Consider the following 21,807-nt stretch of genomic DNA (forward strand, 5'->3'; position numbering starts at 1 on the left):
GTCTGGCTCCTGTACTGCTCAGTTGAATCCGCTGGTGGAGATAAAGTCGACGTCGGTTTTCGGCTCGCCACGCATCAGCAACTCGATCACCTGATTCAGCGTACGCCCTTCGAACAGAATCGCGTGCAGCCCGGCCACCAGCGGCATATAGACTCCCAGCTCCTGGGCCTTGACCTTGAGCACCTTGAGGGTATTGACACCTTCCGCCACTTCGCCCAGGCGGGCCACCGCATCCTCCAGGCTCAGCCCCTGGCCCAGGGCAAAGCCTACCTGGTAGTTGCGGCTCTTGGACGAGGAGCAGGTGACGATCAGGTCGCCAACGCCGGCCAGGCCAAGGAAGGTCATGGGGTTGGCCCCTTGGCTGACGGCGAAACGGGTCATCTCCGCCAGGGCGCGGGTGATCAGCATGCTCTTGGTGTTCTCCCCCATGCCCAGGGCCACTGCCATCCCGGCGATGATTGCGTAAACGTTCTTCAAGGCCCCGCCCAGTTCCACACCGAAACGGTCGGTACTGGCGTAGACCCGGAAAGTCCGGCCGTGCAGCGCAGCCTGGACCCGCTGGCACAACTCTTCATCTTCACTGGCGACCACGGTAGCAGTCAGCGCGTGCTCCGCCACTTCCCGAGCCAGGTTGGGCCCGGAGAGCACCCCGATCCGTGCCTGTGGCGCGATGTCCTCGAGGATCTCGCTCATCAGCTTGAAGGTCTGGGCTTCGATGCCCTTGGTCAAGCTGACCAGCATCTTGCCGCTCAACAGCTGCGCATGAGGCGCGAGCACCGAGCGCAGGGCGCTGGAAGGCAACGCGACAAAACACAGGTCGCTGTCATTCAGGGTGGCCAGCAGGTCGGTGACCGGCTCCACCGCCGGATGAATCTTGATGCCCTTGAGGTAACGCGGATTCTCGCGATTGACCCGAATGGCCTCGGCCTGCTCGGGGTCACGCATCCACTGCCGCACCGGGTGACCGTTCTCGGCTAGCAGGTTGGCCACGGCGGTACCAAAACTTCCGCCTCCCAGGACCGCAATAGGGCGCTGTTGTGTCATATGCAATCCGTTTATCCATAGCAGTGGCGATGGCGGCATTATACGGGGCGGTTTTCTCATCACCAGCCCCAGCGGCCATTGAAAAAAAATGTTGAGAACAAGTGCCGTCACTCGGGGAATGTCGGGGTTCCTGAATGGAAAAATCGACCGTCTCGGTTAACATGCGCGCCATCCATCAAGATTCAAGGCTGTGTCGTGTTCGTTGGTCCCTCACCTCTTCGTCTGTCACTGTTGCTGGGCATGCTGTTCGGCCACTCGGTGCTGGCCGACGATCTGTTTGTCGACGGCTCCGCCCTGCCGCAAGTGCTGACCGCCACCCGCCTGAAACAATCTCCCGCAGCGGTCCCCGGCAGCATGACCGTGCTCGACAACGAACTGATCAAGGCCAGTGGCGCCCGCGACATCAGCGAGCTGCTGCGCCTGGTGCCGGGGATGATGGTCGGCGCCATCAGCGGCAACCAGGCCACGGTCAACTACCACGGCACCAACGCCAGCGAAGCGCGGCGCATGCAGGTGCTGATCGACGGACGCTCGGTGTACCGCGCGGGCCTGGCGACGGTGGACTGGAGCGATATTCCGGTGGCCATGGAAGACATCGAGCGCATCGAGGTGTTTCGCGGCCCCAACACCGTCAGCTATGGCGCCAATGCGCTGATGGCGGTGGTCAACATCATCACCCGCGCCCCGGCCAACAGCCATGGCACGCGGGTCAAGCTGACCCGGGGCCAGCGCGGCATCAGCGACTGGTACGCCAGCCAGGGCACCGGCTGGGAAACCGGCGACCTGCGCCTGTCGCTGTCCGGGCAGGAGGATGATGGCTTCGACGAGAATCGCCTGGGCGCCGACTACCGCGACAGCAAACGCTTGAACCGCTTCAGTCTCTCCGTGAGCCAGATGCTCAACGAACAGCAGAGCATCGACTGGCAGTTGAACGCCAAGGAAGGCACCAATCAGCGGCCCTATACCTATCAGCCGGTGTTCCATGGCGTATCCCAGCAGGGCAACAACTCCGATGTGGTGGCCAAGGACTACGCCGGATCGCTGCGCTGGAACCTGGAGCTCAACCCCCAGCACAGCCTCTATATCCAGGGCTCGGCCCAGCACTGGGATCGCCAGCAGACCTGGCGTGCCTGCGATGCGGCGATTTCCTTCAGCCCAGAGCTGACGCGCCTGTGGCAAGTCAATCCGAACTACGCCGAGCGCCTGGCACGCCACATGCCCGATTATTTAAGCGCAGCGCCCAGCGGAACCCCGACGGAACAGGCATTGGCCAATCAGGTCATCGACCAATGGAAAAACGGCGGTGGCAAGAACACCGTCTGCGGCAATATCGACCAGAGCGCCCGGGAAACCCGCTACGACCTGGAACTGCAGGACACCCTGAGCCTCAGCGATAACCTGCGACTGGTCAGCGGCATGAACTATCGTTACGACCGGGCCGACTCCGAAACCTACTTCAACGGCACCCTCGACGACACCACCTGGCGCCTGTTCGGCCAGCTGGAATGGCGGGCCAGCGAGCATTGGCTGATCCAGGGCGGGGCTATGTACGAAGACACCCAGCTGACCGGCAACTCCCTGACTCCACGGCTCGCGGTCAACTACCTGATCAACCCGCGCCACGGCTTGCGCGCGGTCTACTCGGAAGCCATCCGCTCCCCGGACATGTTCGAGAACAACGTCAACTGGAGCTATCGGGTCACCGGCCTGAGCAGCCCGGTCAACGGCCAGAGCAGCGCTCAATACTTCGTCAAGACCCGCGGCCCCGGCAACCTCGACCAGGAACACATGCGCTCCCGAGAGCTGGGCTACAACGGCTACTTCATCGACCAGGCGCTGAACCTCGACATCAAGCTGTTCTATGACGAAATCAGCGGGATGATCAGCGAACCGCTGCGCAACAACCAGTACATCGCCAGCAACAGCAACTCGTCACGCTTCTCCGGCACCGAGACCCAACTGGACTGGCAACTGAGCCGCGCCGACCGGCTACGCCTGACCTACGCCTACGTCCATGCCGACGCCAGCAATCGCCTGGACCAGCGCCTGACCGCCAGCAACAGCGGCTCCGCCGGCTGGCTGCGCAATTGGGGCCAGGGCTGGTCCAGCGCGCTCTTCTACTATGGCGACAACGCCCTCAACGGCTACCGCTTCGAACGGGTCGATACCCGTATTGCCAAACGCCTGGCCCTGGGCAAGGCCAACCTGGAACTGGCCGGCACACTGCAGCAACGGCTCGACCATGAGCCCACCACCTTCGCCGACAACCGCTACGATTCGCGACACGTGGTCTATTTCAGCGCAGAGCTCGAGTTCTAGCATGGCCCGCTACCGGCCCCGGGGGGGCTTGCGCATACCACGTCGACTCGGCTGGATCCTGCTCCTCCTGGGGCTGCTGCTGTGCACACCGCTGCGCGCCGCCGAAGTCCTGCTGACGGCCAGCGAAGACAACGAAGGCGTACGCACCTTTACCCAGGAACTGGCCGCCCAGCGCCCCCAGGATCGGGTACGCTTCGTGCCGCTGGCACAGTTGCCGACGCCAAGCCAGTTGCCCAGCGCCACGCGCCTGATCCTGCTGGACCCGCAAAGCCTCGACTGGCGCCTGCAAGACCCTCAAGGCCCGGCCACCCTGGTGCTGCGCATCAGCCGCCTGCAGGCCGAACAGCGCCTGCCGCAGGTGCCTCACCCTAAACTCAGCTTGCTCTGGAGCGACCCGCCCCTGAGCCGCCAGCTGCACCTGATCCACGCGGTCCTGCCTCAGGTGCGTCGGGTGGGAGTGCTGTACAGCGAAGAAAGCCGCTTCCTGCTGAAAGAACTGCGCACAGCGGCGCAATCCCTGGATATGGAAATCGTCGCAACCCTCTGGGACAGCACCAGTGACAGCCGTCCGCTGCAAGAAGTACTGCGCAACAGCGACGTCCTCCTGGGCCTGGATGACCCCAGGCTGTACAACCCCAAGACCGTAAAAAACCTGTTGCTCAGCAGCTACGCCAGGCACCAGGCCTTGATCGGCCCCAATGCCGGCTTCGTCAGGGCCGGCAGCCTGGCCAGCACCTACAGCGACCAGCAAGACTGGTTGCGTACCCTGGACCAACTGCTTGACCAACCACCAACACGCTGGCCCCGCGCGCTGTACCCGGCGGCCTTCAAAGTACTGAGCAACCCACAGGTGGCACGCTCCCTGGGCATCGAGGAAATCGACCCCGAGGCCGTCGCACGCCAGTTGAGTGAAGGAGAGAAACGCCCATGACATTGCGTCGCCGTTGGGACATCCATACCCGCACTCAGCTCATCAGCCTTGGTCCGGCCCTGCTCCTGACGTTGTTGCTGATCAGCTTCTTTACCTTTGTGCGCATCCAGGATCTGCGCCAGGAGCTGAACCATACGGGCCAACTGATTGCCAACCAACTGGCACCGGCCACCGAATATGGGGTGATCTCCGGTAACAACGAGGGCCTGGAAAGCCTGTTGCAAGCCACATTGGCCACGCCGCACGTGCATTTCCTGGAAGTCCAGGACAGCGCCAACAACATTCTGGTGTATGTCGAGCAGCCATCTGCCAGTCACAACCACGCGCAACAGATCAAAGTGTTCCAGGCGCCGATACGCCTGCAGCGCATCCAGGTGCACAACGACTTCCTGCAGAATGATCCCACCAGCCAGGCCAACCAGAGCGACGGCTATCTGGGGCGAGTGATCGTCGGCATGTCCAACGATGCCTTCAATCAGCGCCAGCAGGAGATCCTCCTCAAGGCTGGCGTCCTCGCGCTGTTCGCCCTGCTCTTTACCTATCTGCTGGCACGACGCCTGGCGGCAGGCCTGGCGCAGCCCATCAGCGCCATGGGCCACGCGGTGAAAGCGATCCAGGAAGGCGACTTCAAGACCCCGCTGCCGATCGTCGATGACGGTGAACTGGGCAATCTGGCGCGGCATATCAACAACCTCGCCACCGGCCTGGAGCTGGCCAGCCGCGAACAGCAGCAAGCCATGTCCCAGCTGATTCAGACCCGGGAAGAAGCGGAACGGGCAAACAAGGCCAAATCGGACTTCCTGGCCATGATGAGCCACGAGCTGCGCACCCCGATGAATGGCGTACTGGGCATGCTGCAGTTGCTGGAAACCACCGAGATGACCCAGGAGCAGAGCGAATACGCGGCGCTGGCCTCCGAATCCACCGAGCACTTGCTGAAAGTGATCAACGACATCCTCGACTTCTCGCGCATCGAGCGCTCGGCGCTGGAACTGGAACACATCCCGTTCAACCTCGCCGAGTTGATCAGCAGCTCGGCCCAGGCGTTCCAGCACAGCGCCTTGCAACGGGGCCTGGACCTGCAACTGCGGCTACCGCCGGGCATGGAGTCGCTGCAGGTCAAGGGCGATCCGACGCGAATCCGCCAGATCCTGGTCAACCTGATCGGCAATGCGTTGAAGTTCACCGAGCAAGGCAGTGTCACCATCGAACCGCAGTGGCAGGCCCTGGATCATGAGCTCCTGTGGTTCACCTGCTCGGTGCGCGACAGTGGGATCGGCATCAGCCCGGCCAGCCTGGAGCTGATGTTCGATGCTTTCCAGCAGGCCGACAGCTCGATCTCCCGACGCTATGGCGGTACCGGCCTGGGCTTGCCTATCGCCCGGACCCTGGCCGAGCACATGGGCGGCACCCTAAGGGCCCAGAGCGAGGAAGGTCGCGGCTCGGTGTTCACCCTGGAAATCCCTCTGGCGCTGTTTCAGCAGAGCTTGCCGGTGCTGGCCCCGCGGGTGAACACCACAGCGCATCAGGGTGAAGGGCGCAACGTGCTGCTGGTGGAGGACAACCCGGTGAACCAGACAGTGATCCAGGCCATGCTGCGCAGCCTGGGCTTCACCGTGAGCATCGTCACGGACGGCGCCCAAGCGGTGCGCAGTGCCGAAAGCCTGATTTTCGAGGCGATCCTGATGGATTGCCGATTGCCGCTGGTCGACGGCTATGAAGCCACCCGGCAGATCCGCCAACTGCCCGGCTGTGCCGATTTACCGATCATCGCCCTGACTGCCAACGCCTTGCAGGGCGACCGTGAAGCCTGTCTCTCGGCGGGCATGAACGACTACCTGGCCAAGCCGTTCAAGCGCGCGGATCTGCAGCAAATTCTCCAACGTTGGGTGCAGTAACAGGCTATTTTCAAACATCTGCGACTGGCGTCATGGGCGAAAGTGCGGCAGTCTTAGGCACCCGACGGGGCCCCGAAAAGGCCCTCAAAAAAAATTTCAGTGCACAAGTGTACATTCATGCCCTTTGCGCTGTGACTTTCACTACAACGCAATAGTCTATGAGTAGGCTGCCGGCTCGAGGCATGAACGCTTCGATCGGCCGGGAAGATTGCCCAACCCTGCCGCACGGGACTATTGAGGAGCTCGCATGACCAAACAAAACGCCTTTACTCGGGAAGACCTGCTGCGCTGCAGTCGCGGTGAGCTGTTCGGCCCAGGTAACGCGCAACTGCCCGCCCCCAACATGCTGATGGTGGATCGTATCGCCCATATCAGCGAAGAGGGTGGCAAGTACGGTAAAGGTGAATTGGTCGCTGAGCTGGATATCACTCCAGACCTGTGGTTCTTCGCTTGCCACTTCGAAGGCGACCCGGTAATGCCAGGCTGCCTGGGCCTGGATGCCATGTGGCAGCTGGTCGGTTTCTTCCTCGGCTGGCAAGGCCTGCCGGGCCGTGGCCGTGCCCTGGGTTCGGGGGAAGTGAAATTCTTCGGCCAGGTACTGCCAACCGCGAAAAAAGTCACCTATAACATTCACATCAAGCGCGTGCTCAAGGGCAAGCTGAACATGGCCATCGCCGATGGTTCGGTCAGCGTTGACGGCCGCGAAATCTATACCGCCGAAGGCCTTCGGGTCGGCGTGTTTACCTCAACTGACAACTTCTAAGGGTTATCCGCATGCGCCGCGTCGTTATCACAGGTCTTGGCATCGTTTCGTGCCTGGGCAATGACAAAGAGACCGTCTCCGCTAACCTGCGTGCAAGTCGCCCGGGCATCCGCTTCAACCCGGAATATGCCGAAATGGGTCTGCGTAGCCAGGTTTCCGGCTCCATTGACCTGAACCTCGAAGAGCTGATCGATCGCAAGATCTATCGTTTCGTCGGCCATGCGGCGGCTTACGCCTACCTGGCCATGAAAGACGCCATTGCCGACTCCGGCCTGAGCGAAGAACAAGTGTCCAACCCGCGTACCGGCCTGATCGCCGGTTCCGGTGGTGCCTCGACCCTGAACCAGATGGAAGCGCTGGACATCCTGCGCGAGAAAGGCGTCAAGCGCGTTGGCCCGTACCGCGTCACGCGGACCATGAGCAGCACGGTTTCCGCCTGCCTGGCCACGCCATTCAAGATCAAGGGCCTGAACTACTCGATCGCTTCTGCCTGCGCTACCAGTGCCCACTGCATCGGTACCGCCATGGAACAGATCCAGATGGGCAAGCAGGACATCGTCTTCGCCGGCGGCGGTGAAGAAGAGCATTGGAGCCAGTCGTTCCTGTTCGACGCCATGGGCGCCCTGTCCAGCCAGTACAACGACACTCCGGAAAAAGCCTCCCGCGCCTACGACGCCAAGCGTGACGGTTTCGTCATTGCCGGCGGTGGCGGCATGGTGGTGGTCGAGGAGCTGGAACACGCTCTGGCCCGTGGTGCCAAGATCTACGCGGAAATCGTCGGTTACGGCGCCACTTCCGACGGCTACGACATGGTCGCTCCAAGCGGCGAAGGCGCAATCCGCTGCATGCAGATGGCGATGTCCACCGTCGACACACCGATCGACTACCTGAACACCCACGGCACCTCGACTCCGGTCGGCGACGTCGCGGAAATGAAAGGCGTGCGTGAAGTGTTCGCCGGCAAGGCTCCAGCCATCAGCTCCACCAAGAGCCTGTCGGGTCACTCCCTGGGCGCCGCCGGCGTTCACGAAGCGATCTACTGCATGCTGATGATGGAAGGCAACTTCATGGCCGGCTCGGCCAACATCGACGAACTGGATCCGGAAGTGGCCGATATGCCGATCCTGACCAAGACTCGCGAAGACGCCACCATCAACACCGTGATGAGCAACAGCTTCGGCTTCGGTGGCACCAACGCTACCCTGGTGCTCAAGCGCTGGCAGGGCAAGTAAGCCCCGCTACCTGGTTGAACAAAAAGCCCCGACTGGTTCGGGGCTTTTTTTCGCCTGCCATTCGCCGGCAAGCCGGCTGCCACGGGTAAATCCGGCTTACACCGAGAATCGCGCCACCATGGTGTTCAGGTCCACCGCCAACCGCGACAGCTCCTGGCTGGCGGCGCTGGTCTGATTGGCCCCAGCAGACGTCTGCTGGGCCAGGTCGCGGATGTTCATCAGATTACGGTCCACCTCACGCGCTACCGCCGCTTGCTGCTCCGAAGCACTGGCAATCACGATATTGCGCTCATTGATCAGGGTGAAGGCCGAAGCAATCTCCTCCAGCGCCTGCCCCGCCGCCTTGGCCACTTCCAGGGTCGAGCGGGCGCGGCTGTTGCTCTGCTGCATGGAACTGACCGCCTGATCGGTGCCCTGCTGGATACCGCCGATCATCTGTTCGATTTCCTGGGTCGACTGCTGGGTTCGATAGGCCAGGGCCCGCACCTCGTCGGCCACCACGGCAAACCCGCGCCCGGCATCCCCAGCCCGCGCCGCCTCGATGGCCGCGTTCAGTGCCAGCAAATTGGTCTGATCGGCGATGGAACGGATCACCTCCAGCACCTTGCTGATGCCATAGACCTTCTGCGCCAGGTCTTCCACCTGGCTGGCATTGGCTGTCACATCCTCGGCCAGCGACTCGATGGACAGCACGGTCTGATGCACCTGCTCACGCCCCTGCTGGGCGATCCGATCGGACTCCCGGGAGGCCTCGGACGTGGCCACCGCGTTGCTGGCCACCTCTTCCACTGCTGCGGTCATCTGATTCACCGCGGTGGCGGCCTGCTCGATCTCCAGGCTCTGCTGATGCAAGCCACGGGTCGCATCCTCGGTGACGCAACTGAGCTCCTCCGAGGCCGAGGCCAACTGGCTGGAAGAGTCGGAGATGCGCCGGATGGTTTCCCTCAGGCTCTGCTGCATGGCCTTGAGCGCCTGCAACAGCCGCGCCGGCTCGTCCTTGCCGCTCACCGTGATATCACCGGTCAGGTCACCGCCGGCCACCACCTCAGCCACATTCAACGACTGCGCCAGCGGCAGGACGATGCTCCGGGTCAACAGCAGCGCCAAGCCAATGGTCACCAGCGCCGCCAGCACAATCATCGCCACCACCCAGACCCGCGACTTGCTGAACACCGCCTGGGCCAGATCGGTGGCGCGGGTCGCACTCTGCTTGTTCAACTCGATCAGCTCGTGCAGGGTCGCAGCCATTTCATCGGCCAACTGGTTCATCTCACCGTTGACCACCTTGACCGCCTCCTCCAGCTGATTCTGCCCGGAGAACGCCATGACCTGGGCCTGACGTTGCAGGTACTGTTTTTCTATGGCTTTGAAACGATCGAACAGGACTCGCTCCTGGGGCAGCACAATCAGCGACTCATAGCGCCCCTGAGCGACGCCCAGGCCATTCTTGATATCGTTGATCTTGCTTTCGTTCTGGGCAATCGCCTGCGGGTCGCGATTGATCAGCAGACGCAGGGTCAGGGCGCGAATGCGCAGCAGGTCCTGGTTCATGTCACCGACGGACATGACGCTGGGCAGCCAATTGCTTTCCACCTCATCGGATTGCTCGCGCATGTTGGCCATCTGCATCAGGGCGAATATCCCCAGGGCAAACACCATCAGCGCCAGCAAACCGAAACCCAGGCTTGCGCGAGGCGCAATATTGAGACTTCTGAGACTCATTCCTCTGGCTCCTTCCTAGAGCGCTGCAAGGCCTTGCAGCAGGTTGCTCTTAGACGGTATCGGGCCAGCGGAAATTTGCGTAAGACAAAAACGTGATATCAAAACGCCCTAGCACTTCGATACCTGGGCATGAAACGATTCAGCGCACTGAAAATCGCTGTTGTGCCAACAAACGGTCACCTTGGAAGACCATGAAATGCCACTCGCCGGGAACCACTTCATGGTTTTCGGTGAACTCGTAGGCCATCACATCCTGAGGCGCATTGGGCACCAGCTTCTGGGTGATCTCGAACTTGTCGTGACGCACACCGTCCGGCGTACGGATGCCCGGAGTCAGGTAAAGCAGAGTCAGGGGCTGATCTCCGGCGACCTTGCCCAGCAGTTGGTAACGCATGCCGAACTTGGTCCCGAGCCGGGCCGGAATCACCTCTGTCTGCTGGATCGTCTCATTGCTGCGACGCAACACCCGCTCCCCCGATTGCAGCTCGGCCTTGGGCCCTTCGAACACGCCATGTTCCACGGGGCCTTCGAGACGAACCTCCGCACTGGCCAAACCACTGAAGATCATCAGCGCTACCAGCGCGCTTGAACGAGTGAAGTGCATATCACGCTCCTTGATTGAGATGGCGCGAGCTTATGAAGCAGGCGTGACAGGCTGATGACAGTCTGTCGCGCCCAATGATTCGGGAGCCACCAGAAGCATCAGTCGGCGAGCCGGCGGCTCCACATCGACGCTGGATAGAACGCAGCACCACGCCGCAGGCACGGAAAAAAGAGCAACGCCCACGCCTGGAGATGCTCTATAACTCCAGCACCTTCAAAGCCTGATCCCAGTTTCTTCACTGCCTGAGGTTTGCCATGACTATTACCGTCAATACCGAGTCCAGCGACAGCTACCGCCACAGCATCCAGGTCGACGACCATCAATTGTTCGCCGATCTGCCTACGTCCGCTGGCGGCGAAGGTACCGCGCCCGAACCCCATGATTACTTCGACGCCGCCCTGGGTGCCTGCAAGGCCCTGACCCTGAAGCTCTACGCGCAGAAGAAAAACATCCCGCTCACCGGGGTCACGGTGGAGATCAAGCACGACAACAGTGAAGAGCAGAAAGGCAAGTACGCCCTGCATGTGAAGCTGACCCTCAAGGGCGTGCTCAGCGACGCCCAGCGCGATGAACTGCATCGCGTGGCTGACCGCTGCCCGATCCACAAACTGATGACCACCAGCGAAGTCAGCATCGAAACCCATCTCAGCGAAGGCACCTTCAGCCAGTAGCGGCAAGGGCTGCGCAAGCGGGTTATGCTCCCGGGCATAACCCGATCAGCCTGGAATCCGCCATGAACTCTCCCCTCGTGATCCGTCCCCGCATCGAGGACGTTGAAGGCCAGCCCATCCTGCGCCCCTTGCCGTCGGCCCAATGCCGCAGCGTCGGACCTTTCGTATTCTTCGACCATATGCTGGAAACCGCCTACCCGGCGGGCAAGGGCATGAACATTCGCCAGCATCCGCATATCGGCCTGTCCACCCTCACCTACCTGTTCGATGGGCAGATCCAGCATAAGGACAGCCTTGGCTCGGACCAGATCGTGCAAGCCGGGGATGTCAGCTGGATGACCGCCGGCAGCGCCATCGCCCACGTCGAACGCACACCCGAGGCGTTGCTGGCCGAGGACTTCGAGATGCATGGACTCCAGGTCTGGCTGGCGTCGCCCAAGGAGCATGAACAGGGGCCTGGGCACTACAGTCATCACCCCGCCGCCACACTGCCAGTGAGCGACAACCTCGGGGTGGCAATCCGCATGATTGCAGGCACGGGATTTTGCCTGGAGTCTCCGGTGCCGGTGCTCTCCCCGACCCTGTACGCCGAGTTGCGATTACAGACCGCCACCAGCCTGCTGATTCCTACCGAACATCAGCAGCGCGCGCTGTATGTACTCGACGGCGAGGCCCAACTGGATGGCGAGCCAGTAGTGGCACATTCATTGGTGGTGTTGCCGGAAGGAGAGACTGCGACCCTGTTCGCCGAGAGCGATTGCCATGCGGTACTGATCGGCGGTGCGCCCCTGGACGGGCCGCGACGGATCAACTGGAACTTTGTTGCCAGCGACCCGCTGTTGATCAATGAAGCACGCAGGCGCTGGGCGGCCGGGGACTGGCCGCAGGTGCCGGGAGAAAACGAGCGCATCGAACTGCCCCCTTCCCGCCACTGATCCGTAGGAGCCGGCTTGCCGGCGAACAGGCCCGTGAGTCTGGTGTTGCTCTCACTGACGCCTTCGCTGGCAAGCCAGCTCCTACAGGGTCAGGGGTTGCGGTCAGTCCTGGAATACTTCATCCAGCAGGTAGTGCATGGTGGCGAAGGCCCGGGCAGACGTCTTGGCGTCGTACATCATCTTGCCCGGGACATTGGCATGGGGGTCGGTGAAGGAATGCACCGCACCGCCGTAGCTAACCAACTGCCAGTCAACCCCCGCCGCATCCATTTCCGCCTCAAAGGCCGGTAGTTGCTCCTTGGCCACCAGAGGATCGGCGGCACCATGCAGCACCAGCACCGAGCCGTTGATGTTCTGCGCATCAGCCGGATTGGGAGTATCCAGAGTTCCATGGAAGGACACCGCAGCCTTGACCGGCGCGCCATCGCGAGCCAGCTCCAGGGCACAGCAGCCGCCGAAGCAGAAACCGAAGGTGGCCAGCTTTGAGGTGTCCACAGCCGCTTCAACCTGGCTTTGCAAGGCCGCAAACGCCGCCTGCATGCGCTTGCGCAACAGCGCCCGGTCATTCTTCAGCGGCATCATCGCGGCACCCGCCTGATTGGCATCGCTGGGACGATTCGACTGGCCGTACAGGTCGGCAATCAACACCACATATCCCTTGGCCGCCACCGACTCGGCGATTTTCTCCGCGCCGGCGCTGATACCCATCCAGTTCGGCGCCATCAGCAACCCCGGGCGCGGGCCCTGATGTGCGGCATCGAATGCCAGGCGCCCCTCATAAGGCTCGCCATCAATCTGATAGACCACGGAACGTACAGTGATTTGACTCATGGTTCAGCTTCTCCAGTAGGGGGACACCAGAATGAAAAAACCCGCCGAAGCGGGTTTTTCTTGCAACGCGGTTAAACCGACAGTTCAACCAGCAGCTTGTTCAGCCGGCGCACATAGGCCGCCGGATCCTTCAAGCTGTCGCCGGCCGCCAGGGCCGCCTGATCGAAGAGGATGTGCGACAGGTCGCCAAACCGCTCTTCGCTCTGCTCGCTGTCGAGTTTCTCGATCAGCGGGTGGCTCGGGTTGAATTCGAAGATCGGCTTGGAATCCGGAACCTTCTGCCCGCTGGCTTCGAGGATCTGGCGCATTTGCAGCCCCAGGTCCTGCTCGCCAATGGCGAGGATCGCCGGCGAGTCGGTCAGGCGGTGGGAAACCCGCACTTCGCTGACGCTCTCGCCCAGGGCAGTCTTGATCCGCTCCACCAGGCCTTCCTTGGTCTTGGCGACTTCCTCGGCAGCCTTTTTGTCCTCTTCCGAGTCCAGGTTGCCCAGGTCCAGGTCACCACGAGCCACGTCGACAAAGTTCTTGCCGTCGAACTCGCTGAGGTAGCTCATCAGCCACTCGTCGATGCGGTCGGTGAGCAGCAGCACTTCGATGCCTTTCTTGCGGAAGACTTCCAGGTGCGGGCTGTTCTTGACCTGCGCGTAGGTTTCGCCGGTCAGGTAGTAGATCTTGTCCTGACCTTCCTTGGCGCGAGCCAGGTAGTCGGCCAGGGACACCGCTTGCTCACCGTCATCACCCTGCGTGGAGGCGAAGCGCAGCAGGCCGGCGATTTTTTCCTTGTTGGAGAAATCTTCTGCCGGGCCTTCTTTCATCACCTGACCGAAGTTTTTCCAGAAACCCTTGTATTGCTCAGGCTCGTTCTTCGCCAGTTTTTCCAGCATGTCGAGGACGCGCTTGGTCAGCGCCGACTTCATCGAATCAATGATCGGGTCTTTCTGCAGGATTTCCCGCGACACGTTCAGCGACAGGTCGTTGGAATCCACCACGCCCTTGATGAAGCGCAGGTACAACGGCAGGAAGGACTCGGCCTGATCCATGACGAACACGCGCTGCACATAGAGCTTCAGGCCTTTCGGCGCTTCACGCTGGTACAGGTCGAACGGTGCGCGGGCCGGCACGTAGAGCAACGAGCTGTATTCCAGCTTGCCTTCGACCTTGTTGTGGCTCCAGCTCAGCGGGTTCTCGAAGTCATGGGCAATATGCTTGTAGAACTCCTGGTATTCCTCGTCCTTGATCTCGGTACGCGGACGGGTCCACAGAGCACTGGCGCGGTTGACGGTCTCCCATTCCAGCGCAGGCTGCTCTTCGCCTTCAGCGGCAGCAGCCTCTTTCGGCAGCTCGATCGGCAGGGCAATGTGGTCGGAGTACTTCTTGATGATGTTGCGCAGGCGCCAGCCATCAGCGAACTCTTCTTCGCCGGATTTCAGGTGCAGGACGATGCGCGTACCGCGTTCGGCTTTCTCGACGGTGGCGACTTCAAAGTCACCCTCGCCCTTGGACAACCAGTGCACGCCTTCGCTGGCAGGCTGGCCGGCACGGCGGCTGAACACTTCAACCTGGTCGGCGACAATGAATGCCGAGTAGAAGCCGACACCGAACTGACCGATCAGGTGCGAGTCCTTTTTCTGGTCGCCGCTGAGGTTTTTCATGAAATCGGCGGTGCCGGACTTGGCGATGGTCCCCAGGTGGGTGATCACATCTTCACGGCTCATGCCGATGCCGTTGTCTTCGAGGGTGACGGTTTTCGCGTCCTTGTCGAAGCTCACACGGATTTTCAGCTCCGCACCACCTTCCAGCAACTCAGGCTTGGACAGGGCTTCGAAGCGCAATTTGTCTACGGCGTCAGAGGCGTTCGAGATCAATTCGCGAAGGAAGATTTCCTTGTTGGAATACAGCGAATGGATCATGAGGTGCAACAGCTGCTTCACCTCGGTCTGGAAGCCCAGGGTTTCCTTTTGAGTTTCCACACTCATGGTCATCAAACTCCAATCAGATGGCAGTGGCCGCATTCCGGAAGCGGAGGGCGGCGGGATGACATGAAAGTGGGGGTCACTTGCAGGATTTCAAGGGCTGGGGCTTTCTTCAATCTTGAAATGTGCGCGAGCGGTAGCTATCGGCTCATCCGCATTGCTCTGCCAGGCAGTGATCGCGACGTTGGCCACGCGCCGCCCCTGACGGCACACCTGGCAGCGAGCGAAGGTATCGCGAAACTGACCGGCACGCAGGTAATCCAGGGAGAAGTCGATAATCTTCGGCACCCCCGGCGAGCCGGTGAAGATCAGCAGATGCAGGGCAGCAGCCAGCTCCATGAAGCCGGCGATCACGCCGCCATGCAGCGCCGGCAACAACGGGTTGCCAATGTTGTCCTTGTTGGCAGGCAGACGAAACAGCAACTCATCACCCAGCCGCGAACACTCGATACCGATCAACGCGGCATAGGGAATTTTCCCCAGCAACGGCCCGTAGTCACCCTGCTGGTGCGCCTGGTCCAGCAACGCCTTGAGATCTTCGCTCATGGACGGCCTCCTTTGAGCGTATTGGCGAAACCCGGACTGCCCTTGAGGCCTTTACCCATGCGCATGAAGGTGCCGACCACGTGCGCCACCGGGCGCTCCGGATCATCCTGATAAGCAAAGCCGCGGGTGAAGATCACATCCGTGGTGACGCGGTAGCACTGGGCGAAGCCATGCACGTCACGATGAGGCATCGCCGGGTGCATATAGTCGATACGCAGATCCAGGGTCGGGCACACCTCGAACTCCGGCAATACACAGAGCGTGGCCATGCCACAAGCGGTGTCCATCAGCGAGGTCAAGGCACCGCCGTGGATGATTCCACTTTGCGGATCACCCACGATCTGTGGGTTGTAGGGCAGGGTCAGGGTCATGCCCTCTGTAGAGGCGCTGTGCACCATGATGCCCAGTACCTGACAGTGGCGCAGCGCTGAAAGAAAGCGTGTAGCACGCTCAAAGATAGGGTTTTGCGCCATGGCTTATGTCTCTTGTTATTGTCAGGAGTGTGCATTGAATGAAGCAGGTAAAAGTTCCGCGAAACCAACACTTAATATATCTGCGAGTCTCAAGGAACTTAAATCACAAGGCCATGATCGAAAGGCCAGTAAATATCTTCACTAAGGAGAAACACCCCATGCGTAAGACTTTAGCTATTGCCCTGATGCTGACTGCCTCCCTTGGTCTGGCTGCCTGCGACAAAAAATCCGAGGACAAAGCTCAAGATGCCAACCAACATGCTGAGCAAGCGCAACAGAAAATGAACGAAGCTCAGGATAAAGTGAACGACGCAGCCAAGGAAAATGCCGAAGCTGCCAAAGATCAGGCTGAATCCAACAAAGCGGCGGCCGAAGAAAGCGCCAAGGAAGCAGCTCCTAAAACCAACTAATTCGGTTTTAGTGCAACAAAAGATAAAGCCCGCCAAGTGCGGGCTTTATCTTGCCTGGAAGAAACTCTTACATCAGCAGCTAGCGAAAAATTGGACTAAGCATCAGCAATAAGGAACACAAGAGCCCAATTGCCCAGACCAGACTTCGCTGCCAGGTCAGGTCCGCCAGGTAGCACAGCAGAAAGACGATTCGCGCCACCACGAAAGTAATGGCCAAGGTGTCGATCAACCAGCCTTGAGTCTGGGTGGTATGCGCGATCAATACACCGACGGCAAACAGGATGAAGGCTTCGAAACTGTTCTGGTGCGCCGCCAGCGCTCGTGCACCGAGCCCCGTGAGCTGCGCCTGCTGCTGGCGAGGCAAATGGTTGTTATAACCGCCCTGCTCTTTCATGGCCTTGGCCACCGGCATGCGCGCAATGAAAATCAGCAACGCGCTGATAAACACGCACCAGAACGGAATACTCATCAGCCTATCTCCTTGCTCACATCAGGCAATGGCGCCTCTGTAGGGGTATAGACCATGACATCCAGCACGTCGGAATGAAACTCACGACGATAGAGCACCAGCACTACACCGGTGCTCATCAACATAAACAGCCATGGACTGACGAACCAGGCCAGCATGCTCATGCCGAAGTAATAGGAACGCAAACCGAAGTTGAACTGGTTGGCGGCCAGGGAGATGACCCGCGCCGCTCGTGAGGCAAAAGCTTTACGCTCCTGCTCGGACACCTGCCGCTCACCGATCATCGGTGCCGAGCCCACCAGGATCGCGGCGAAATTGTATTGGCGCATGCACCAACTGAAGGTGAAGAAGGCGTAGACAAACACCAGCGCCAGGCATAGCAACTTGATTTCCGACATGCCCTGGGATGCTTGCTGGACCATGGGAATATCTGCCAGCAGCGACACTGCGCGCTCGGAGGCGCCGAGCACCGTAAGAATACCGGCCAGGATAATCAGAGTGCTGGAAGCAAAGAACGAAGCGTTGCGCTCCAGGTTACCAATCACGCTGGCGTCGGCGATGCGGTTGTCCCGCAGCAGCATGCGGCGCATCCAATCCTCGCGATATAGATGCAGAACGCTGGCCAGACAGGCGGTATCGCGGCCCTTCCAGGTCGCATAGCGGGTGTAACCGCCCCAGCAGATGACAAACCACAGGGCGGCCAGGAGGTGGATCTGGTTGGCTTGGACAAACGACATGCAAATTCCTGTCAGGCGTTGGCGGAGGACAAAAGCAAAGGGCACCTCTTCGACGCACAGACGAGGAAAAAGGCACCGCCAAAGGCCCATAAAAAATGCCCCGCATCGATGGATACGGGGCATTTTTTAGTCCTCGGGCCGCTTGTGGCGGTCACCAAGCATCAGTGACTGATCAAGCCAGGGCTTCGCTGCGCTTGCCCAGTACGCGGTCGCAGACTACCGCTACCACCAGAATGATCACCGAAGGCACCAACCAGGCCAGACCCTGCTCGCTCAGCGGCAGGTGGGACAGTTGGGTCGGCATCCAGTCGGCCAGACCCGCGCCCTTGAATGCATCGATCAGGCCGAACACGAAGGACACCAGCATCACTGGACCGACGATGCGACGCTGATCCTGCCAGAAGTCCTTGCAGAAGCTCAGTGCCACCAGGGCGATGCAAGGCGGATAGATCGCCGTCAGCACCGGAATCGAGAAAGCGATCAACTTGGTCAGGCCCAGGTTCGATACCAGCAGCGAGAACGCTGCGAGGATCACCACCAGGGTCTTGTAGGACAGTGGCAGAACGCGGCTGAAGTACTCGGCACAGGCGCAGGTCAGGCCTACCGCGGTCACCAAGCAAGCCAGGGAGATCAGCACCGCGAGGAAGCCGCTGCCCAGGGAGCCGAAGGTGTGCTGCACATAGGCATGCAACACTGCCGCACCATTGGTGGCACCGGCGGCCACTTCATGACTGCCCGCACCCAGGCGGAACAGACTGATGTACACCAGTGCCAGGCCGACACCGGCGATCAGGCCGGCGATGACTGCGTAACGGGTGATCAGTTGAGGCGACTCGACCCCACGAGAACGGATCGCGTTGACGATGACAATACCGAACACCAGAGCGCCCAAGGTATCCATGGTCAGGTAACCATTGATGAATCCCTGGGAAAACGGTGCCGCCATGTACTCGGGAGTGGCGGTGCCAACTTCCCCTCCAGGCAAAGCGAAGGCGGCGATACCCAGCACTGCCAGGGCGATGATCTTCAGCGGCGCCAGGAAACGCCCGACGGTGTCCAGCAAACGCCCCGGATACAGCGAGATGAAGAACACCAGCAGGAAATACGCCGAGCTGTAGAGGAACAGCGCCAGCGGGCTTTCACCGGTCAGCGGCGCGAGCCCCACTTCAAAGGACACGGTGGCGGTACGTGGCGTGGCGAACAGCGGGCCTACAGCCAGGTAGCAGACGGCAGCCAACAGGCCGCCGGCCACCTTGCCGATAGGCGTGCTCAGTGCGTCCATGGCGCCGCCGACCTTGGCCAGGGCAACCACGGTGATCACCGGCAGACCGACCGCGGTGATCAGGAAGCCTAGCGCCGCCATCCAGACATGGGGTCCGGACTGCAGGCCGACAATAGGCGGGAAGATGATGTTACCGGCCCCGACGAACAGGGCGAAAGTCATAAAGCCGAGTGCCAGAATGTCCTGGCCTTTCAACACTTTCATTAAGGAAATACCACACTACTGAATCGGAATTTAGAGAGGGATTTCCCTTATGGGTGAGGGAAATGCTGTCAGTCCGTATAAGACTGACCCGTTTAGCGCGCAGCGACCTTGTGGGCAGCAGACGCAAAAAGAGGCGGCTAGCCTACCGAATCTGCAAGACGAACGCACCGGCGCAGTGCGAATTTTCTGATATGCGACATCGGGATGTCGCATTTTCGAAATTATATTTCCACCGGACTTAATCCATCCCCTGCGCAACCACTGGCTAGCCGGGGACCGAACCTTGCGAGAAGCGGCTTATGTTGCGGATGGCCTGTGCAACAGCGGGTTCACACAGCAGATGGCTTGTGTGGGAGATGGCTCGTGCAGGAACTGGCTTGTGTAGGAGCTGGCTTGCCAGCGAAGGCGCCCTCAAAGGGCAAGACCTCACCCTCAGCAGTCCCTCCTACGCCAGAAAGCACAAAGGCCACCCGAAGGTGGCCTTTGCTGGTTTTGCGTCAGCTAAGCGCGAGGCTTACTTGACAGCCCAACCAGTCAGCTCGGCCAAGGCCTTGCCGATGTCTGCCAGCGAACGCACGGTTTTCACGCCTGCGTCTTGCAGAGCAGCGAATTTCTCGTCTGCAGTGCCTTTGCCGCCAGAGATGATTGCACCAGCATGGCCCATGCGCTTGCCCGCAGGGGCAGTCACACCAGCGATGTAGGAAACAACCGGCTTGGTCACGTGAGCCTTGATATAGGCAGCCGCTTCTTCTTCAGCCGAACCACCGATCTCACCGATCATCACGATCGCTTCGGTCTTCGGGTCTTCCTGGAACAGCTTCAGGATGTCGATGAAGTTGGAGCCTGGGATCGGGTCACCACCGATGCCGACGCAGGTGGACTGACCGAAACCGGCGTCAGTGGTCTGCTTCACAGCTTCGTAGGTCAGGGTGCCGGAACGGGAAACGATACCGACCTTGCCTGGCAAGTGAATGTGACCTGGCATGATGCCGATCTTGCATTCGCCTGGGGTGATCACGCCTGGGCAGTTAGGGCCGATCAGGGTAACACCCAGCTCGTCGCACTTAACTTTAGCGTCCAGCATGTCCAGGGTAGGAATGCCTTCGGTGATGCAGACGATCAGCTTGATGCCGCCGAAAGCCGCTTCCAGGATCGAGTCCTTGCAGAAAGGAGCAGGAACGTAGATCACGCTGGCGGTGGCGCCAGTGGCTGCTACAGCGTCTTTCACGGTGTTGAACACTGGCAGACCCAGGTGCTCGGTGCCGCCTTTGCCCGGAGTTACGCCACCGACCATCTTGGTGCCGTATTCGATGGCTTGCTGGGTGTGGAAACTACCTTGCGAACCGGTAATACCCTGGCAGATAACTTTGGTGTCTTTATTGATCAGGACGCTCATTATTTGCCCTCCGCAGCTTTGACAACTTGTTGAGCAGCGTCGGTCAGGCTGGTAGCAGCGATGATGTTCAAGCCGCTTTCTGCCAGTACTTTAGCGCCCAGTTCAGCGTTGTTGCCTTCAAGGCGAACAACAACCGGGATTTTCACGCCGACTTCTTTCACGGCGCCAATGATGCCTTCGGCAATCATGTCGCAACGAACGATGCCGCCGAAGATGTTAACCAGTACTGCAGCGACGTTAGTGTCGGACAGAATGATTTTGAAGGCTTCGGTCACGCGCTCTTTGGTAGCACCACCACCTACGTCGAGGAAGTTGGCTGGCTTGCCGCCGTGCAGGTTGACGATGTCCATGGTACCCATGGCCAGGCCAGCACCGTTGACCATGCAGCCGATGTTGCCTTCCAGGGCTACGTAGTTCAGTTCGAACTTGGCAGCGTGCGCTTCGCGCGGATCGTCCTGGGACGGATCGTGGAAAGTCTTCAGCTTAGGCTGACGATACATGGCGTTGGCGTCGATGTTGATCTTCGCGTCCAGGCAATGCAGATCGCCGTCAGCCTTGATCACCAGCGGGTTCACTTCCAGCAGTGCCAGATCGTGGTCCTGGAACAGTTTGGCCAGGCCGACGAAGATCTTCGCGAACTGAGCAACTTGCTTACCTTCCAGACCCAGCTGGAATGCCAGCTCGCGACCCTGGAATGGCTGAGCGCCAACCAGTGGATCGATAGTGGCCTTGAGGATTTTCTCAGGGGTGTCGTGAGCGATTTTCTCGATGTCCACGCCACCTTCGGTGGAAGCCATGAACACGATGCGACGGCTCGAACGGTCAACGACAGCGCCCAGGTACAGCTCTTTAGCGATATCAGTGCACGATTCAACCAGGATCTTGGTGACAGGCTGGCCATTGGCGTCAGTCTGATAGGTCACCAGACGCTTGCCCAACCACTGCTGAGCGAAGGCTTTAGCGTCTTCTTTGCTGCGAACCAGCTTAACGCCGCCCGCTTTACCGCGACCACCAGCGTGAACCTGGGCTTTGACAACCCACTCGGAGCCGCCGATTTTGTCGCAAGCTTCTGCTGCTGCTTCCGGGGTGTCTACTGCGTAGCCTTGGGATACTGGCAGGCCGTATTCAGCGAACAGCTGCTTACCCTGATACTCGTGAAGATTCATGCTTTTTACCGTCTTCGTTAGGTACTGCGCATTCGGCGCTGCGCTCGTGATGAGTGCCGCGCCACCTGTGACCGCTACTCTCAAACCAGCGCCACACCCTGAACCTGGAACCTGGGCTCCGGTCCAGTGTGTGGCGCTACCCCGAGAGGTCGAGTCCAGCGGATATTCCGCGGTGAGTCTTGCGCACAAGGCTCACGACGG

General features: G+C 60.3%; 20 protein-coding genes and 1 pseudogene. 8 read left to right on the plus strand and 13 right to left on the minus strand.

All coding sequences use genetic code 11. From position 1 onward, the window contains the following. Window positions 1–18: 18 nt before the first annotated feature. Window positions 19–1,044 (minus strand): NAD(P)H-dependent glycerol-3-phosphate dehydrogenase, encoded by a 1,026-nt coding sequence (locus tag GV819_RS03500; RefSeq protein ID WP_161753539.1) that lies wholly within the window; start codon window positions 1,042–1,044, stop codon window positions 19–21. 195 nt (window positions 1,045–1,239) lie between these two features. On the opposite strand from GV819_RS03500, the gene GV819_RS03505 reads away from it, so the two are divergent. The 5 genes from GV819_RS03505 to fabB all read left to right on the plus strand — a co-directional run bounded on the left by GV819_RS03505 (window position 1,240) and on the right by fabB (window position 8,187). Beyond that, entirely contained in the window at window positions 1,240–3,363 is a 2,124-nt protein-coding gene (locus GV819_RS03505) for a TonB-dependent receptor plug domain-containing protein (RefSeq protein WP_161753541.1), read from the plus strand. A 1-nt stretch (window position 3,364) separates the two neighbouring features. Further along, on the plus strand, window positions 3,365–4,294 hold the full coding sequence (locus GV819_RS03510; RefSeq protein ID WP_161753543.1) for an ABC transporter substrate-binding protein: 930 nt from the start codon (window positions 3,365–3,367) through the stop codon (window positions 4,292–4,294). Next, entirely contained in the window at window positions 4,291–6,192 is a 1,902-nt protein-coding gene (locus GV819_RS03515; protein WP_161753545.1) for an ATP-binding protein, read from the plus strand. Before GV819_RS03510 ends, GV819_RS03515 begins: the two co-directional genes overlap by 4 nt. A 247-nt stretch (window positions 6,193–6,439) precedes the next feature. Then, window positions 6,440–6,955, plus strand: coding sequence for a 3-hydroxyacyl-[acyl-carrier-protein] dehydratase FabA (gene fabA, locus GV819_RS03520; RefSeq protein WP_038996198.1), 516 nt, complete (start codon window positions 6,440–6,442; stop codon window positions 6,953–6,955). 11 nt (window positions 6,956–6,966) lie between these two features. Next, entirely contained in the window at window positions 6,967–8,187 is a 1,221-nt protein-coding gene (gene fabB / locus GV819_RS03525; RefSeq protein ID WP_161753547.1) for a beta-ketoacyl-ACP synthase I, read from the plus strand. A gap of 96 nt (window positions 8,188–8,283) precedes the next feature. Here fabB and GV819_RS33630 read toward each other — a convergent pair whose 3' ends face one another. From GV819_RS33630 to GV819_RS03535, 3 genes and pseudogenes are all read right to left on the minus strand, one after another. Next, window positions 8,284–9,147 carry a methyl-accepting chemotaxis protein gene (locus GV819_RS33630; RefSeq protein WP_434738419.1) on the minus strand — a complete coding sequence of 288 codons (864 nt, stop codon included), beginning with the start codon at window positions 9,145–9,147 and terminating at the stop codon, window positions 8,284–8,286. Then, window positions 9,139–9,909: pseudogene (locus GV819_RS33635) on the minus strand (MCP four helix bundle domain-containing protein); the annotation flags it as partial. The pseudogene GV819_RS33635 and the gene GV819_RS33630, both read right to left, overlap by 9 nt. 139 nt (window positions 9,910–10,048) lie before the next feature. Beyond that, window positions 10,049–10,513: a DUF3859 domain-containing protein gene (locus GV819_RS03535; RefSeq protein WP_161753551.1), complete on the minus strand. Its 465-nt coding sequence runs from the start codon at window positions 10,511–10,513 to the stop codon at window positions 10,049–10,051. Between the two features lie 254 nt (window positions 10,514–10,767). Here GV819_RS03535 and GV819_RS03540 point away from each other — a divergent pair, with 254 nt between their 5' ends. Both GV819_RS03540 and GV819_RS03545 read left to right on the plus strand, forming a co-directional pair. Then, window positions 10,768–11,184: an OsmC family protein gene (locus GV819_RS03540; RefSeq protein ID WP_161753552.1), complete on the plus strand. Its 417-nt coding sequence runs from the start codon at window positions 10,768–10,770 to the stop codon at window positions 11,182–11,184. 62 nt (window positions 11,185–11,246) lie between these two features. Then, window positions 11,247–12,119 (plus strand): pirin family protein, encoded by an 873-nt coding sequence (locus tag GV819_RS03545; protein ID WP_161753554.1) that lies wholly within the window; start codon window positions 11,247–11,249, stop codon window positions 12,117–12,119. 102 nt (window positions 12,120–12,221) lie between these two features. On the opposite strand, the gene GV819_RS03550 is transcribed toward GV819_RS03545, so the two are convergent. The 4 genes from GV819_RS03550 to GV819_RS03565 form a co-directional block, all read right to left on the minus strand. Next, on the minus strand, window positions 12,222–12,950 hold the full coding sequence (locus GV819_RS03550) for a dienelactone hydrolase family protein (protein ID WP_161753556.1): 729 nt from the start codon (window positions 12,948–12,950) through the stop codon (window positions 12,222–12,224). A 71-nt stretch (window positions 12,951–13,021) separates the two neighbouring features. Continuing rightward, a complete protein-coding gene (htpG, locus tag GV819_RS03555; RefSeq protein WP_161753558.1) occupies window positions 13,022–14,926 on the minus strand; it encodes a molecular chaperone HtpG in 1,905 nt (634 codons plus the stop codon). A gap of 90 nt (window positions 14,927–15,016) precedes the next feature. Next, on the minus strand, window positions 15,017–15,469 hold the full coding sequence (locus GV819_RS03560; protein WP_161753560.1) for a PaaI family thioesterase: 453 nt from the start codon (window positions 15,467–15,469) through the stop codon (window positions 15,017–15,019). Next, entirely contained in the window at window positions 15,466–15,942 is a 477-nt protein-coding gene (locus GV819_RS03565; protein WP_161753562.1) for a PaaI family thioesterase, read from the minus strand. Before GV819_RS03565 ends, GV819_RS03560 begins: the two co-directional genes overlap by 4 nt. A 158-nt stretch (window positions 15,943–16,100) precedes the next feature. Between GV819_RS03565 and GV819_RS03570 the strand changes: the two genes are divergently transcribed. Then, entirely contained in the window at window positions 16,101–16,352 is a 252-nt protein-coding gene (locus GV819_RS03570) for a hypothetical protein (protein WP_011060058.1), read from the plus strand. Window positions 16,353–16,431: 79 nt separating this feature from the next. Here GV819_RS03570 and GV819_RS03575 read toward each other — a convergent pair whose 3' ends face one another. From GV819_RS03575 to sucC, 5 genes are all read right to left on the minus strand, one after another. Next, on the minus strand, window positions 16,432–16,821 hold the full coding sequence (locus tag GV819_RS03575; RefSeq protein WP_161753564.1) for an MAPEG family protein: 390 nt from the start codon (window positions 16,819–16,821) through the stop codon (window positions 16,432–16,434). Further along, window positions 16,821–17,558: a DUF599 domain-containing protein gene (locus GV819_RS03580; RefSeq protein WP_161753566.1), complete on the minus strand. Its 738-nt coding sequence runs from the start codon at window positions 17,556–17,558 to the stop codon at window positions 16,821–16,823. The genes GV819_RS03575 and GV819_RS03580 overlap by 1 nt, the downstream gene beginning before the upstream one ends. A 172-nt stretch (window positions 17,559–17,730) precedes the next feature. Then, window positions 17,731–19,044 (minus strand): branched-chain amino acid transport system II carrier protein, encoded by a 1,314-nt coding sequence (gene brnQ, locus GV819_RS03585; protein WP_161753568.1) that lies wholly within the window; start codon window positions 19,042–19,044, stop codon window positions 17,731–17,733. A 514-nt stretch (window positions 19,045–19,558) separates the two neighbouring features. Then, window positions 19,559–20,440, minus strand: a complete 882-nt coding sequence (gene sucD, locus GV819_RS03590) for a succinate--CoA ligase subunit alpha (RefSeq protein WP_071496227.1) — start codon at window positions 20,438–20,440, stop codon at window positions 19,559–19,561. Beyond that, a complete protein-coding gene (sucC, locus tag GV819_RS03595; protein WP_161753890.1) occupies window positions 20,440–21,606 on the minus strand; it encodes an ADP-forming succinate--CoA ligase subunit beta in 1,167 nt (388 codons plus the stop codon). The genes sucD and sucC overlap by 1 nt, the downstream gene beginning before the upstream one ends. Window positions 21,607–21,807 lie beyond the last annotated feature (201 nt).

Origin of the sequence: Pseudomonas sp. Fl5BN2 (genome assembly GCF_009908205.1) — a bacterium.
GTDB lineage: Bacteria > Pseudomonadota > Gammaproteobacteria > Pseudomonadales > Pseudomonadaceae > Aquipseudomonas.

Coding starts and splice junctions, on each gene's coding strand:
- GV819_RS03500 (WP_161753539.1), bottom strand. CDS start 1,044: ATGACACAACAGCGCCCTATTGCGGTCCTGGGAGGCGGAAGTTTTGGT.
- GV819_RS03510 (WP_161753543.1), top strand. CDS start 3,365: ATGGCCCGCTACCGGCCCCGGGGGGGCTTGCGCATACCACGTCGACTC.
- GV819_RS03515 (WP_161753545.1), top strand. CDS start 4,291: ATGACATTGCGTCGCCGTTGGGACATCCATACCCGCACTCAGCTCATC.
- fabA (WP_038996198.1), top strand. CDS start 6,440: ATGACCAAACAAAACGCCTTTACTCGGGAAGACCTGCTGCGCTGCAGT.
- fabB (WP_161753547.1), top strand. CDS start 6,967: ATGCGCCGCGTCGTTATCACAGGTCTTGGCATCGTTTCGTGCCTGGGC.
- GV819_RS33630 (WP_434738419.1), bottom strand. CDS start 9,147: ATGCAGCAGAGCCTGAGGGAAACCATCCGGCGCATCTCCGACTCTTCC.
- GV819_RS03535 (WP_161753551.1), bottom strand. CDS start 10,513: ATGCACTTCACTCGTTCAAGCGCGCTGGTAGCGCTGATGATCTTCAGT.
- GV819_RS03540 (WP_161753552.1), top strand. CDS start 10,768: ATGACTATTACCGTCAATACCGAGTCCAGCGACAGCTACCGCCACAGC.
- GV819_RS03545 (WP_161753554.1), top strand. CDS start 11,247: ATGAACTCTCCCCTCGTGATCCGTCCCCGCATCGAGGACGTTGAAGGC.
- GV819_RS03550 (WP_161753556.1), bottom strand. CDS start 12,950: ATGAGTCAAATCACTGTACGTTCCGTGGTCTATCAGATTGATGGCGAG.
- htpG (WP_161753558.1), bottom strand. CDS start 14,926: ATGAGTGTGGAAACTCAAAAGGAAACCCTGGGCTTCCAGACCGAGGTG.
- GV819_RS03560 (WP_161753560.1), bottom strand. CDS start 15,469: ATGAGCGAAGATCTCAAGGCGTTGCTGGACCAGGCGCACCAGCAGGGT.
- GV819_RS03565 (WP_161753562.1), bottom strand. CDS start 15,942: ATGGCGCAAAACCCTATCTTTGAGCGTGCTACACGCTTTCTTTCAGCG.
- GV819_RS03570 (WP_011060058.1), top strand. CDS start 16,101: ATGCGTAAGACTTTAGCTATTGCCCTGATGCTGACTGCCTCCCTTGGT.
- GV819_RS03575 (WP_161753564.1), bottom strand. CDS start 16,821: ATGAGTATTCCGTTCTGGTGCGTGTTTATCAGCGCGTTGCTGATTTTC.
- GV819_RS03580 (WP_161753566.1), bottom strand. CDS start 17,558: ATGTCGTTTGTCCAAGCCAACCAGATCCACCTCCTGGCCGCCCTGTGG.
- brnQ (WP_161753568.1), bottom strand. CDS start 19,044: ATGAAAGTGTTGAAAGGCCAGGACATTCTGGCACTCGGCTTTATGACT.
- sucD (WP_071496227.1), bottom strand. CDS start 20,440: ATGAGCGTCCTGATCAATAAAGACACCAAAGTTATCTGCCAGGGTATT.
- sucC (WP_161753890.1), bottom strand. CDS start 21,606: ATGAATCTTCACGAGTATCAGGGTAAGCAGCTGTTCGCTGAATACGGC.